The 13765-nt window shown below is 59.1% G+C and carries 11 protein-coding genes and 1 pseudogene; 6 read left to right on the plus strand and 6 right to left on the minus strand.

Annotated features, from left to right (window positions below; all coding sequences use genetic code 11):
* Window positions 1-39: 39 nt before the first annotated feature.
* The 3 genes from AC5SEM_RS00250 (at window position 40) to AC5SEM_RS00260 (ending at window position 3823) form a co-directional block, all read left to right on the plus strand.
* Window positions 40-1998, plus strand: coding sequence for a DUF1302 domain-containing protein (locus AC5SEM_RS00250; protein WP_495471913.1), 1959 nt, complete (start codon window positions 40-42; stop codon window positions 1996-1998).
* 131 nt (window positions 1999-2129) lie between these two features.
* Window positions 2130-3503 carry a DUF1329 domain-containing protein gene (locus AC5SEM_RS00255; protein WP_495471914.1) on the plus strand — a complete coding sequence of 458 codons (1374 nt, stop codon included), beginning with the start codon at window positions 2130-2132 and terminating at the stop codon, window positions 3501-3503.
* Window positions 3504-3610: 107 nt separating this feature from the next.
* A complete protein-coding gene (locus tag AC5SEM_RS00260; protein WP_495471915.1) occupies window positions 3611-3823 on the plus strand; it encodes a FitA-like ribbon-helix-helix domain-containing protein in 213 nt (70 codons plus the stop codon).
* A gap of 179 nt (window positions 3824-4002) precedes the next feature.
* On the opposite strand, the gene AC5SEM_RS00265 is transcribed toward AC5SEM_RS00260, so the two are convergent.
* Entirely contained in the window at window positions 4003-4866 is an 864-nt protein-coding gene (locus AC5SEM_RS00265) for a methyl-accepting chemotaxis protein (protein WP_371748303.1), read from the minus strand.
* Window positions 4861-5922: pseudogene (locus tag AC5SEM_RS00270) on the minus strand (methyl-accepting chemotaxis protein); the annotation flags it as partial. The gene AC5SEM_RS00265 and the pseudogene AC5SEM_RS00270, both read right to left, overlap by 6 nt.
* Before the next feature lie 253 nt (window positions 5923-6175).
* Here AC5SEM_RS00270 and pmrG point away from each other — a divergent pair.
* On the plus strand, window positions 6176-6847 hold the full coding sequence (gene pmrG, locus AC5SEM_RS00275) for a lipopolysaccharide core heptose(II)-phosphate phosphatase PmrG (protein ID WP_177412553.1): 672 nt from the start codon (window positions 6176-6178) through the stop codon (window positions 6845-6847).
* The gene (locus tag AC5SEM_RS00280) at window positions 6844-7665 is read left to right on the plus strand and encodes a phosphatase PAP2 family protein (protein WP_495471916.1); all 822 of its coding nucleotides are present in this window, start codon (window positions 6844-6846) and stop codon (window positions 7663-7665) included. Before pmrG ends, AC5SEM_RS00280 begins: the two co-directional genes overlap by 4 nt.
* 66 nt (window positions 7666-7731) lie before the next feature.
* Here the strand turns inward: AC5SEM_RS00280 and AC5SEM_RS00285 are convergent, their stop codons facing one another.
* From AC5SEM_RS00285 to AC5SEM_RS00300, 4 genes are all read right to left on the minus strand, one after another.
* Window positions 7732-9210 (minus strand): ArnT family glycosyltransferase, encoded by a 1479-nt coding sequence (locus AC5SEM_RS00285; protein WP_495471917.1) that lies wholly within the window; start codon window positions 9208-9210, stop codon window positions 7732-7734.
* A gap of 30 nt (window positions 9211-9240) precedes the next feature.
* Window positions 9241-9828 carry a ribosomal protein S5-alanine N-acetyltransferase gene (gene rimJ / locus AC5SEM_RS00290; protein ID WP_495471918.1) on the minus strand — a complete coding sequence of 196 codons (588 nt, stop codon included), beginning with the start codon at window positions 9826-9828 and terminating at the stop codon, window positions 9241-9243.
* Between the two features lie 260 nt (window positions 9829-10088).
* Window positions 10089-10460 carry a DUF6124 family protein gene (locus tag AC5SEM_RS00295; protein WP_495471919.1) on the minus strand — a complete coding sequence of 124 codons (372 nt, stop codon included), beginning with the start codon at window positions 10458-10460 and terminating at the stop codon, window positions 10089-10091.
* Between the two features lie 176 nt (window positions 10461-10636).
* A complete protein-coding gene (locus AC5SEM_RS00300) occupies window positions 10637-12043 on the minus strand; it encodes a DUF2252 domain-containing protein (protein WP_495471920.1) in 1407 nt (468 codons plus the stop codon).
* Between the two features lie 273 nt (window positions 12044-12316).
* Between AC5SEM_RS00300 and AC5SEM_RS00305 the strand changes: the two genes are divergently transcribed.
* Entirely contained in the window at window positions 12317-13354 is a 1038-nt protein-coding gene (locus AC5SEM_RS00305; RefSeq protein ID WP_495471921.1) for a DMT family transporter, read from the plus strand.
* Window positions 13355-13765 lie beyond the last annotated feature (411 nt).

Consider the following 13765-nt stretch of genomic DNA (forward strand, 5'->3'; position numbering starts at 1 on the left):
GCACACCAAAACAATAAAAAAACAGGGAAGGAGGAAAAGATGATCAACACTCGATTGCGCCTGACGAGCGCCGCACTCCCCGGTGTCGGTCTGGCCGGGCTGCTGCAACTGTGCGCAGTCGATGCGGCGCACGCGGTGGAATTCAGCTTCATGGACAAACAAGTGACCGGCTCTGTCGACACGACCTTATCCTACGGCCGTTTGTGGCGGGTGCAGGGCCGCGACAAGACCAACGATGACGTCAACACCAACGACGGCAATCGCAACTTCGACACCGGGCTGGTTTCCGAGGTGTACAAGATCACTTCCGAGCTTGAAGCCAACTATCAGAACTACGGTGTGTTTGTGCGCGGCACCGCGTTCTACGACACGCAACTGATGGACAAGCGCAACGACTACTACGACAACAACAGCCCGTCGCAACCGAGCCAGAGCTACCCGCAGGACAACCATTTCACCAGCCAGACCCGCGACATTGCCGGCAGCCGCATCGAGATGCTCGACGCCTATGTGCACGGCAGTTGGGACGTCGCGCAGATGCCGGTGACCGCGCGCGTCGGTCGACAAGTGTTCAACTGGGGCGAGGGGATTTTCTATCGCGGCGGGATCAATACCACCAACCCGGTGGACGCCGCCAAGTACCGCTTGCCCGGCGCCGAAGTGAAGGAAGTGCTGGTGCCGGTCGAGGCGCTGAGCTTCAACGTTGGCCTGACCGATTCACTGACCATGGAGAGTTTCTACCAGACCAACTGGAAGGAAACCCGCATCGACCCGGTCGGCACCTTCTACTCACAGACCGACCTGTTCGCCGACGGTGGCAACACCGGTTACAACAACTTCAGCGGCACGGCGCTCGACACGCCGGTGCCGGGGTTTGGCAACGTCATCGGTTTGTACAGCGCGCTGGGCAACAACCCGTTGCTCAACTCCGCCCTGAAAACCACAGGCTTGTACGCCAACGGCGTCACTCCGGCCTACGGCAACACGCTGAAAGTGGCGAGCATCGGCAAGGACTACAACGCCCGCAACGATGGCCAGTTTGGCTTTGCCTTTCGCTATATCGCCGAACAGCTCAACAGCACCGAGTTCGGCTTGTACATGGTCAATTACCACGCCAAGGAACCGACCATCGCGGCGGACCTAGGCGGCTACAAAGGCATCGACATGGATGCCCTGACTAACTTGTTGTCGGGTGTCGCCGGTAGTCAGGCCGGGGCGCTGGCCAATGGTCTGGCCACCGCTGATGTGATGGGCAATATCCAGGCGCACCGGCGTTACGCCGAAGACATCCGCATGTACGGCTTCAGCTTCAACACCACGTTGGGCGAGGCGTCGGTGTTCGGTGAGATTGCTTATCGGCCGAACCTGCCGATAGGTGTCGCGGCTACCAACGATTTGATTGGCGATCTGGCCAACGGCGCGGCTGTGGCGGTGACGGGGCGGTCGATCAACGTCGGCGGGCAGATGGTCAATCTCAACAGCGAGATCAACAACGCCGAACGTGTCGAAGCGTTCAACACCTCGCTCGGCACTATTTACAACTTCGGCCCGACCGCTTCGTTCGACTCGCTGTTCGGTATCTTCGAACTGGCCTCCGAACACCTGCGCGGCAGCAGTCTGCAATACACCGCGTATGACGGCAGCCGACGTTATTACGCCGGCACCGGTAACTATTCCTATGTGTCTGGCGGAGATCGCGACGATCAGGTCAACCGCAATTCCTACAGCTACACGGCGATGCTCAACGGCACCTGGAACGACGTGTACGCCGGGGTCAACGTTTCGCCCTACATCGTTTACAAGGACGATTTCGAGGGCAACAGCTACCAGGCCGGCAACACCATCGAAGGGCGCAAGGCTTACACGCTGGGGATAAAAGCCAATTACCAAAACAAGCTTGAAGCCGAGTTGCAGTACACCGAGTTCTACGGCGGCGGGCAGAACAACGGCATTCGCGACCGCGATAACGTCGGGTTCAATCTCAAGTATTTCCTTTAAAGGCTACACACAGCCCCTGTGGGAGCGAGCCTGCTCGCGAAGAGGCCGGCACATTCAACATTGATGTCGACTGACCCACCGCTTTCGCGAGCAGGCTCGCTCCCACAGGTTTTGTATTTTTGGAGAAAGTCATGATTCACACTTCAAGACTGACAAAAACATCGCTAGCGCTGTTTCTGACCCTGGCCGCCAGCACCGCCCTGGCCGCCATCACCCCGCAACAAGCCGAACAACTGAAAACCACCCTGACCCCCATGGGCGCCGAGCGCGCGGGCAACGCCGCCGGCACGATTCCCGCGTGGACCGGCGGCATCACTCAAGCCCCGGCTGGCTACAAACCCGGTCAGCATCACCCCGATCCATACGCCGCCGACAAACCGCTGTTCACCATCACAAAAACCAATCTCGACCAATACAAAGCCCATCTCAGCCCCGGCCAGATCGCCCTGTTCAACAGCTACCCCGACACCTTCCAGATGCCGATCTACCCATCCCGCCGCTCCGGCTCGGCGCCGCAATGGCTGTACGACAACACCCTCAAGAATGCGACCTCGGCCAAATTGCTCGAAGGCGGCAGCGGCTTCTCCGATGCCTACGGCGGCGTGCCGTTCCCGGTGCCCAAGGACGGCGTTGAAGTGCTGTGGAACCACATCACCCGCTATCGCGGCATCTACGTCGTGCGCCGCGCTTCCGAAGCGCCGGTACAACGCAACGGCAGCTTCGCGCTGGTGACCTCGCAGCAGGAAGCGCTGTTCAACTATTACCGCCCGAACGGCCAGTTCGCCGATCTGAAAAACATCCTGTTCTACTACCTCGCTTTCGTGAAAAGCCCGGCGCGACTGGCCGGCGGTGCCGCACTGGTGCACGAAACCCTCGATCAACTCAAAGACGCACGCCAAGCCTGGATCTACGACGCCGGCCAACGCCGCGTGCGCCGCGCACCGAACCTCGCCTACGACACGCCGATCGCCTCTTCCGATGGCCTGCGCACCGCTGACGACACCGACCTATTCAACGGCTCGCCCGATCGCTACGACTGGAAGCTCAAGGGCAAACAGGAAATCTACATTCCCTACAACAACTACAAAGTCGCCAGCCCCGACGTGAAATACGCGCAACTGCTCACCCCGGGCCACCTCAACCCGCAATACACCCGCTACGAGCTGCACCGCGTCTGGGTGGTTGAAGGCAACCTCAAACCAGGTTCGCGACACATCTATTCCAAGCGCGTGCTGTTTCTCGATGAAGACAGCTGGGGCGCCGCGCTGGTCGATCAGTACGATGGGCGAGGGGAGTTGTGGCGCGTGTCGATGGCCTACCTGAAAAACTTCTACGACCTGCCGACGACGTGGAGTGCGCTGGATGTTTTCCACGATTTGCAGGCGCGGCGTTACTACGTGCAGAACCTTGATAACGAAGAAGCGGAGACGGTGGATTTCGCACAACCGGTGCCGGAGGATGCGTACTTTATGCCGTCGGCGTTGCGGCAGCGTGGCACTCGGTGAGATAGCAGACCTGTCTATGCTTTTCTGGCGTTACAACCTGAAACCGTCGCAGCAAAAGCTTCATGGTAGCCTCCGCTGCTGCGATTTCAGTAATGACGGAGAGCATTGTGGCAAGTTTGATCATCGACAATCTTGACCCTCAGCTCTATGAAGCGCTGAGGGTAGCGGCCGACCTCAATGGTCGATCGATGGAAGAGCAAGCGTGTCTGATTTTGAAGAATGCTCTGGAACAGACTCAATCCACTGGCGGCGTGGGGAGTCGGATCCAAGAGCGCTTTAGAAGCGTTGGCGGAGTTGAGCTGGATTTGCCTTCGCGTTGAAAGCGGGGCACGCAGTTTCACGGTATGACCACGCATCAGTAGGGCAAGCCATAACGCAATCGCGAGCAGGCTCACTCCTACAGGGGAATTGGCGTCGCCCACATAATCTGTGATCGACGCGTTACCTGTAGGCCTTCGCCTGCTCGCGATTCGGTTGTAGCCTCAGCGCGAAATCAGGATCAAACGCGGAAGTGGCTGACCATCTGCTGCAACTGCCCACCCAGACGCGCCAGTTCAACACTCGACGCTGCCGTCTCATCACTCGCGGCTGCGGTCTGTTCCGACACGTCGCGTACGTTGATGATGCTGCGGCTGATCTCTTCAGCCACTGCGCTCTGCTGTTCAGCCGCTGCAGCGATCTGCTGGTTCATCGACTGAATGTTCGACACCGTGCGGGTGATGTTTTCCAGTGATGCGCCAGCCTTGCGCGTCAGCGCTACGCTGCTGTCGGTCAGGGCGCGGCTGTTGCTCATCACCGCCGAGACTTGCTGGGTGCCGTTCTGCAGACCGGCGACCAGGCCTTCGATTTCTTCGGTGGATTTCTGCGTACGCTGAGCCAGGCCACGAACCTCGTCGGCGACCACGGCAAAACCACGACCGGCTTCACCGGCGCGCGCGGCTTCGATCGCAGCGTTGAGCGCCAGCAGGTTGGTCTGTTCGGCTACTGCCTTGATCACGTCCATGACGCTGCCGATCTTGTCGCTTTCCTGTTGCAGCACGCTCATCGCTTCGGTCGAACGCACCACTTCGCTGGCCAGACGTTCGATCTGGGCGATGGCTTCGTTGACCACTTTGTCGCCTTCACGGGCTTCACCGTCAGCGGCGGCAGCAGCTTGCGAGGCTTCTTCGGCGTTGCGCGCGACTTCCTGCACGGTGGCAGTCATTTCGTGCATCGCGGTGGCGACCTGATCGGTCTCGACTTTCTGACTGTTCACACCGGCGCTGGTCTGCTCGGTCACGGCCGAGAGTTCTTCAGCGGCGCTGGCGATCTGGGTGACGCCGTCGCGGATACCGCTGATCAAGTCGCGCAGGGTCACACCCATGCGGGCGATGCCTTGTTGCAGCACGCCAAGTTCGTCGCGGCGGGTGACGGTGACGTTCTGGGTCAGGTCGCCGCTGGCGATGCGCTCGACCACGGCCAGGGTTTCTTGCAGCGGACGGGTGATCTGACGGGTGATGATTACCGCAGCAATCACGCCAACCAGCAGCGCCAGCAGGGTGCTGATCAACTGGAAGGTGCGCGCCTGGGCACTTTCGATGTCGCGACGGTCGAGCTGGATCTGGTACAGCTGCTCGCTCGTAGTGACGATGGCGGCGCCTTGATCAGTCATTTCCTTACGGGCCTGTACGGCGTCAGTGTTGGCATTTTTATACGCCATCAATGCGCTGCGGTAATTGATCAATGCGGTTTCCAGCTGACGCAGGGCGTCTTGCTGAGAATCGGCGAAATGCACGTTCAGTTGCTTGAGGCTGGCGATTGCGACATCCAGTTGGCCGACGGCTTTCTGTTCGGTTTCGGCGTTGGTGGTGGCGGTGTAACCGCGAACTTCGTAGCGCGCGAGGATGAACGCTTCCTTGGCGGCGGTGATCGCCTGGAACTGTTCGAAGCGCTGTTCGCTCATGTCCATCTGTTGCACGCGTTTGCTGATCGATTCGATCTGGTTGTACGCGGTCTCGGCACTCACGCTCATGCTGTCGCGGGCGCTGTTGCCGGTGCGATAGGCGTTGCGCATTTTGTTCAGCGACGTCTGGTATTCAGCGATGGTCGCGGCCTGCTCCTTGAGCAGTTTGACGTTTTCCGGGCTCTTGAAGCTATTGATCAGCTTCTGTTGTTGCGCGGCGAAGCTTTCAAGGGTGGTTTGCACATTCTGTGCGGCAGTTTCATCGCCATTGGTCAGCATGTATTGCAGACGTACTACGCGCAGTTTGGTCAGACCGGCGTTGAGCTGGGTGATGTCGCTCATCCAGTTGCTGCGGTCAATCAGGCCACCGAGGCTGGTCCAGCCTGTCAGGGCCAGCACGCAGGTCAGGGCCAGCACGAGGCCGAAGCCCAGGCCCAGTTTCATGTTCACGCTGATGTTGCCGAACCAGCTATTCATCAAAAATCCTCCAGAAACGTTGGGTTTCTTGTCGTCGGTTAGGCTGGAAGATTGTTGTTTTTTTGAGCCAGCAAGGGTGTTAGCAGGTTTGTATCGGCCGCATTTCCCAGAGCTGAAAGGATTTTGTCCTACGGAATTTGTAACATCGGATCCCAAGACTTTTTTCACATGGGTTTCACTGGCTGCCCACGCGCGCCTCTGTACCTTCGCCGCATCGAATGAACCCGAGATGCACAGTGGCGAGGCGGTTTTTGTGGAATTGAGACTGAGTCTGTTCGGCGTCAAACGCTCGATCGATCTGAGCTTTTTGGCGCGTTTTCGCAACACCTGGGTGGTGTTGGCAGCATCGATACTGGTGATCCCCCTGACCCTGTGGTTGCTGGCGCCGGCGGCGGTGCCGGATCTCGCCCATGGCAATGTCTCCGGTGCGCAGGCGCTGGCAGCCGGTTGGGCCAAGGGCGAGATGATCGTGCTGGTGCGTCATGTCGAACGCTGCGATCACTCCAAAGCGGCTTGCCTGAGTGGCAATGACGGCATCACTGATCGCTCGCGCAGTGTTGCCGTGGCGGTCGGTGCACGGTTCGAACAACTGGGCCTGAACAATGCCGACATCTATAACAGCCCGTCGATGCGCACGGTGCAGACCGCCGGTTACATGTTCAACCACGCCGCCAGCGGTGACGACTGGTTGATCAACTGCCGGGGCCGCATGTTGCAGGACGCTCTGGCCCACAAGGTTCCCGGTCGCAATCTGGTCCTGGTGACCCACAGCGAATGCATGGCGCAAATCGAGAAAGACCTCAAAGTACCGACCTCGGACATGGGTTATGGCTCGTCATTGTTTGTTTCCGCTGCCAGCCCGGCGGCTCCCAAGATGCTCGGCTTTATTGAAGCCTCCGACTGGCGCACGGTGACCACCCGATGAAATCCCGTTTCTACGCTTACAATTTTGGTATTCCGCTCGCTTGTGCGGCGCTGGTGTTCCTGATGTTCGACATGACCAAAATCGACATCGCCTTCAGCAACCTGTTGTTCGATCCGCTGACGCAGTCCTTCCCGCTCGACAAGATCCACTTCTTTGAGAAGCTCACGCACAAATGGGCGCGGATCATTCCGAACTGGACGGCGGAAATCGCCCTGATCGGCGCGCTGCTATCGGTGGTCTGGCCGTTGGTCAATCCGCAGAAGCGTCCGCGCCTCGGCGCAATGCTGGAACGTAGCAAAGTCGCGCCAGTGCTGCGATTTGCCGCTGATCACCGTAGGGATTTTCTGTTTGTGGTGGTCGCATTTGCCGTTTGCACTGGGGTGATTCACTTCCTCAAATCCCACACCAGCGTTTACTGCCCGATCGAGACCACGCTGTACGGCGGCAAAATGGCTCACATTGAGTGGTACAGCAACTTTCAACTGTTCCATGAAGCGGGTAGTGGCCGGTGCTGGCCGGGTGGTCATGCGTCGGGCGGCTTCACCATGCTGGCGCTGTATTTCGTGGCGCGGCGCTATCAATGGCGTTTTTCCAGTGCAATCTTGTGGGGCTCGCTGTTGCTGGGATTCGTTTATGGCACTACTCGCGTCCTGCAAGGCTGGCACTACATGTCCCACACGTTCTGGGCCGGAATCTTCGTCTGGGTGGCGTGTTTGCTGACAGCGCTGGCCTTCTACGGACGGGCGCGGCTGGATGTGCCGGTGCTGGGCAAGCGCACGCAGAAAGCGTTCAGTGCTCAACCTGAGGTCTCTCTCTGAACCCGTTCGGATGAAATGAAAAACCCGCCAATCATCGGCGGGTTTTTTTATGCGGCTGCGCAGGCCTCAATAGCTGACGAAGTAATACGCCTGGCGCCCGACCATCATGGTTTTGAGCACTTTCAGGGGGGGCGCGGGTTCGCTGTCGCCGGCCATCACCACGACATGCGAGGACGAGGCCGTGAGGAAATCTCGCAACTGCGCCTCGGTATCCAGCCCTTTGAGTACTTGCTGGGTATAGAAGACCGTCGCGCCACCGACCCGCTCATTGGCCTGAAACAGTGCGACTTGATGCCCGGCGGTCTGCAGTGTCTGAATCTCTGCACTCAATGGCAGGAACGAAAGCTTTTTGTCGGCGTGGGGCAGGGCCCATTGCGCGGCCGCGAGATAACTGCAGATCACCAGCGTGAGCACAGTTACTGCCAATGTCTGACGGTGACGGGCGATTCGGCCTACGAATCGATTGGCGGATTCGTACTGCTTCAATCGTTCGAACAACACGCCTGCATATTCTGCCGCGATCACCGCTGCGGCGGGCGTCATCGACATCAGGTACACCGTGCGCTTGCTCGACGCCAACGTCAGCATCACGAACTGCGCAACGATCCACAGGCTGAAAAACAGCAAGTAGCGGTTGGCCTTCAATTGTTTGCGGAAATGCCAGAGCCCCAGGTACACCAGAATGTTCCACGGCAGGAAGGCTTCCGGCAGTTTGGCGAGGTAGTAATAGAACGGTTCGTAGTGCCCGGCCTCGACGAACGAACCGCTGAAGCGCCCGACACTGTTGGTCAGCAGCACCTCTTTGACGGCCTGCGCGCCGCCGTGCTGAAAGAGGATGACGAGCCAGATCAGCAGCGGAATCAAACCGATCAGGGTCAGTAAGCCCGGCCGCAGCCAATCCGTGATTTTCAGGCGCCTGTCCATAAGGTTGTCGGTCAGCAAATAGGCAAAAATCACTACCCCCGGCATCGCCAGCCCCAGCACACCCTTGCTCAAGGTGGCGATGGCGATCCCGACGACAAACAACAGCGAGTTGCCCGCGGTCGACGTCCGTTGCGCCTGGAAAAAGGCGAGCAGTGCCGTGGTCACGCCGAGGGCGAGCAATGCATCTTCACCGACGCCGCGCACATTGCTCCAGTAACTGGCCATGGTCGCGAGCAGAATGCCCGCCGTCCAGGCAATCATTTTCGGCCGTTCAAAGCGGCGCAACATGCCGTACAGCAGCATCACACTGAGCAGCCCGGCCACCGCCGACGCCAGTCGCACGGCCCACGGTGAAACACCGAACACGCGCATCGCACCAGCATCCAGCCATAGGCTCAACGGTGGTTTTTCCAGAAACGGTTCGCCGAACAGGCGCGGCGTCACCCAATCGTCGTCCAGATGCATCTCCATGGCGATGCCGGCGACGCGGGCCTCGGTGGAGCCTTGCAATTGGTGGTTGCCCAGCGCGAAGAAAAACAGCAGGGCAGCAAGCAGAAACAGCGAAGTGACGGCACGCGACATAGGTTTCAGGCAACCGGAAGGGGCGGGAGGCCTGAGCATACGACGGCAATCCTTAACGAATTGTGAAACTCACGCCAAAGGTTTCGACCAGCGCTTTTCCGGCGTCTCGAACCTTGAATTGACCAGCGCCGTCAGCACGTGATCCTGCCAGCGTCCGGCAATGTTCAGATACGCCTTGGCGTAACCCTCACGTTCGAAGCCCAGGCGCTCCAGCAAGCGCGCACTGCGTTCGTTGCCCGGAATGTAGTTGGCCATGATCCGGTGCAGATTCTGGGTCTCGAACATGTAAGCGATACCAGCCTCCAGCGCTTCCTGCATCAAGCCCTGACCCTGTTGGGCCTCGTCGATGTGATAACCCAGATAACACGCCTGAAAGGCACCACGAATAATGCCGCTGAAGTTGCAGGCGCCGATCATCTGCTGGCCGTCCGGGGTCAGTAGCGCGAAATGCATGGCCAGCCCGGCCTCGAATGCGCTGGCCTGTATTTCAAGGCGTCGGCGAATCTGCTCGGTGGAAAAATATTCAGTGGTGCGGATGGGTGACCATGGCGCGAGGTGGCGCAGGTTACGTCGGTAGAACTCGCTTTCGAGCTCGGCCTGCTCTAGAGCGAGTATTGCGAGCGTCAGGCGTTGGCAGGGCAGGGTCAACAGCGGCATCGGGCGCTCCGGCTTGTGGGATCTGCTGGCAGAGTCGCGCAATCACCGGGGTCACGGCAAGTCGTGGCGAATAAGGGACTTTGTCTCAGGCAAAAAAAAGCCCGCAGGAGCGCGGGCGAACCGTAGTTTCTTGAATGAGCGAGCGGACTGTACAAGGCTTGGCCGCGCAGCTGCAGTGAAGAAAAATTCATCTCGATGGGCGGCTCGGCGTTGGCCGATGCTCACCCGAGCGACGGGGCGACTCGTACAGGTTTCACCCGTCAATGGCGGGTTTCAGGCCCGCAGGTTTGCGGTCCCTGTGGGTCAAGATTGTCCCGCGCCCGGCAGACCAGTATCTCGGCCAGTGCGCTCAATTGCTTCATCGCCACCGCCACATGGCGTTTGGAGCCATCGTACTCATCGGCAAGGTTTGCGCTGATGGCGACGAGGGAGTCGAGGATCTCGCTGGCGTGGGTGAGCAGGGTCAGTGTGTCGACATCGTCGCGCACCCTGATGAGTTGATTGAGCGGGACGCTACGCCGCCGACGGGTCGCCTCGGTGCGTGCGGTGGTATTCGACTGAGGTTGGGTGCTGGAAGCGGGCGCGTCGGAAGGTGCCGAGCCAACCAGCGAAAGCTGTGGGGTTTTTTTCATGACGTAGCTCCGTGGAGTGAACATTCACTGCAGTTGCGGCTGCCAAACCGTCCGTTGGATGGCAGTGGTCGTGGAGGGTAACGTCCTGAGGAACCGTCCACCAGTTCACCAAAGTCGACGCGTGTTGCAGGAATTTTCCTAGGACGTTCGGTGTGGGAAGGAGGAGCCGGCCCCACTCAAGGCATGTGGTCAGCGGCAAAATCAGCCTCTGACCGGGCGCGCAAACGGCCCTTGCGACAAGCCACCTGGAAACGCTCGAAGTCGCGTTCGTTTTGCGCGGTGTAACTTTGCGCGTATTTCAGCAGCGCATCGGCCAGCGCATCGCCTTTGCCGATGTAACCGCTGATTTGCGCCGCGAGGCCGGATGCCTTGGCATGTGCCCGGGCGAGGGCTCGGCCGCAAACACGTCCATAGGCGGCGAAGGTTTCGGCGTCAAAGGTCTCAAGCTCAGCGGAGATTTTCATGTCGCGCAGTTGCCGCACATAGAAGTGCCGACCGCTGGGGCCGGTGGTCCAGCCGAGAAACAGATCGCTGGCGGCCTGCATCAACCGCTGCCCCTCGACCACACGTTGGCCTTCGTGGCGCGTGCGCGATTTGACTTTGACGTAATCGGCGAGCACCGAACGTCGTGCTTCCTTGAACTGCAGAAACAACGGAAATTCCTGATCGTCGGTCAGCAGCGCCACCAGGCAGCGCGTACCGACACTGCCGACGCCGACCACTTTGAAGGCCAGGTCCTGGGCGTGAAACCGTGAGAGCAACTCGCGACGGTCAGGTTGCAGCGTGTTTCGATAATCACGCATGAACGCATCGTAGAGAGGGCGCCAGTCCGACAACCGTAACCAGTCATCGTCGGCGTCCAGCAGCGTGGTGTTTTTGTGCAGGTGGAAAATTTCTGGCAGGTCATCACGAATAATCAGACGACCACTGGCATCGCGCTCACTGATTTTGGGCAGTAGCTCGGCGTGGGTGCGCCGCTCAGCCTTTTCGATGGCGCGCTCCACATGTTCGAGGGTACTTTTGCGCGCCTGCGCAAGCAGATCGTTGTAGCTGATGGACTCGTACCAGTTTTCCAGCGAACTCTGTTCGGCGCATTCCAGCAGCGTCGTCTGATAGGCGCCGACCATTTCACGGCACACCTGTTCCTCGACCGACTCGCCGTGGCGCAAATCGCGGGCGGCCACCACGAAACTCGCCGCGAGACGCTTGAGATCCCACTCCCACGGTCCGGGATGCGCTTCGTCGAAATCGTTGACGCTGAACAGCAGATTGCGCTCAGGCGTGGCGAAACCGCCGAAATTCATCAGATGGCAGTCACCACAGATGGGCAAGTTCAGGCCCATGTTCGCCGTGCCCGATAAATCGTGCGCCTGCAACAAGGCATTGCCGCGAAAGAACGTGAACGGCGACACCAGCATGCGCCCGTAACGCAGTTCGACCAGCGCCTCGACGCGGCCCTGGCTGGAGGCCTTGATCAACGGAATCGGGTCACGGTTCAGCTTGCCGGTGGATGCCTGAGCGCTGCGCGGGCACTGCTTGCGCGCGTCTTTGCCTTGTTGCATGCGGTCTTTTAGAGAGGTCATGTGGGCTCGGTGTGGCGGAAGGGGCGCTGTGAGTGTAGAAGCGCTTCCGGGGTTTATCCGCTGGCTTGAGTCCGGTGACAATCCCTATCTCGATGTTCGCAACATAGAGGCTGCATCGCCCCAGCGCCCTGGATTGCGCGGATCAAATGTTGCTGGAGGGGAGTGTGTGCTTGAAGGAGAGGGGATCCTTCAGGGAACGGTTCACATAATTCTCACCTGAGTTTTGCCATGATCGTTGCCAATATTTCATCGGCCCGAGCGAGTGATCCCTTCATGAATGTGAGCGTGCTCTACGCATTGGTTGCAGCAGCGTTGTTTGGCGCCAGTACGCCGCTCGCCAAGCTGTTGGGCGTACAGATTTCACCGATTCTATTGGCCGGGTTGCTCTATCTGGGCAGCGGGCTGGGTTTGACCGCCCTGCGTGTTGCCCGCGATCGAGGCTGGCAGCGTTCCGGACTCGGAGCCGGCGAATGGCCGTGGCTGGTCGGAGCCATCGGCTTTGGCGGCGTGCTGGCGCCGGTAGCATTGATGTTCGGTTTGACCAGAACGTCCGGCGCGAGCGCGTCACTGATGCTCAACCTGGAATCAGTGCTCACGGCGCTGCTGGCGTGGCTAGTGTTCAAGGAAAACGCCGATCGGCGAATCGTGATCGGCATGCTCGCCATCGTGGCCGGCGGTGTCGTGTTGTCCTGGCCGCAAGACGCCGTATCGGCGCAAGACTGGACAGGTCCGCTGGCCGTCGCCTTCGCCTGCTTTTGCTGGGCCATCGACAACAACCTGACGCGTAAGGTGTCTGCCTCGGATGCACTGTTTATCGCGGGCAGCAAAGGTCTTGTGGCAGGGGTGGTCAACTGCAGCCTCGCCTTGTTCATTGGCACACAACTGCCCGCCGCCTCGCTGGTGCCGATCCTGCTGGTCGGGTTTCTCGGCTACGGCGTCAGCCTGGTGATGTTCGTCCTCGCCCTGCGTGGGCTGGGCAGTGCGCGCACCGGCGCGTACTTTTCCACCGCACCGTTTCTGGGCGCAGGTATCTCGATTCTACTGCTGGGCGAGTCGGTATCGCTGATGTTTCTGCTCGCTGCAGCGTTAATGGCTGTGGGGGTGTGGATTCATTTGATGGAGAACCATATTCATGAGCATCAGCACGAACTGCTTGAGCATGATCATCGCCACATACACGACGAGCACCACCAGCATACGCACGGGTTTGAATGGGATGGAACGGAGCCGCACAGCCATCCGCATGTGCATACGCCGATTCGGCATAGCCATGCGCATTTTCCGGATGTGCATCATCGGCATGAGCATTGAATTGTGTGGGGAGGGATTGGTTTTTTGCGGTGGGGGCTGGATGGGATGGTTAGATGCGACAAAGCCCGCACTTGGCGGGCTTTGTCGTTGAGGGTTGGTGGGCCGGGGTAATTTGAATCGGTTTAGTAAGTTGTTGATTTTTAACATTAATATCTAGCTTGGTTTTTAGTTGGAATACCAATTGGAATACTGCACTCCAGTTGACCACCCGTTTGCATTCGATCTGACCAGCACGTTTCGTAATCATGATTGGCAGTGAACTACCATAGCTGCCAGTTGCGACAGGCAGAAACAGGCCAAAAATGGACGGTCAGCTTTGGTGGCAGCTGTCGAAAATGGAGTTACGATTTACCTACGAATCGAGGGGCGATTCAGAGTCTCTCCTTTTTGGGTTAAATTGGCTTCAATACT

It is taken from the genome of Pseudomonas sp. CH61, assembly GCF_059429415.1.

Bases quoted from the DNA above. Each gene is read 5' to 3' on its own strand.
- AC5SEM_RS00250 (WP_495471913.1), top strand. From the start codon at position 40: ATGATCAACACTCGATTGCGCCTGACGAGCGCCGCACTCCCCGGTGTC.
- AC5SEM_RS00255 (WP_495471914.1), top strand. From the start codon at position 2,130: ATGATTCACACTTCAAGACTGACAAAAACATCGCTAGCGCTGTTTCTG.
- AC5SEM_RS00265 (WP_371748303.1), bottom strand. From the start codon at position 4,866: ATGGGTGTGACCCTGCGCGACTTGATCAGCGGTATCCGCGACGGCGTC.
- AC5SEM_RS00280 (WP_495471916.1), top strand. From the start codon at position 6,844: ATGAAATCCCGTTTCTACGCTTACAATTTTGGTATTCCGCTCGCTTGT.
- AC5SEM_RS00285 (WP_495471917.1), bottom strand. From the start codon at position 9,210: ATGCTCAGGCCTCCCGCCCCTTCCGGTTGCCTGAAACCTATGTCGCGT.
- rimJ (WP_495471918.1), bottom strand. From the start codon at position 9,828: ATGCCGCTGTTGACCCTGCCCTGCCAACGCCTGACGCTCGCAATACTC.
- AC5SEM_RS00295 (WP_495471919.1), bottom strand. From the start codon at position 10,460: ATGAAAAAAACCCCACAGCTTTCGCTGGTTGGCTCGGCACCTTCCGAC.
- AC5SEM_RS00300 (WP_495471920.1), bottom strand. From the start codon at position 12,043: ATGACCTCTCTAAAAGACCGCATGCAACAAGGCAAAGACGCGCGCAAG.
- AC5SEM_RS00305 (WP_495471921.1), top strand. From the start codon at position 12,317: ATGAATGTGAGCGTGCTCTACGCATTGGTTGCAGCAGCGTTGTTTGGC.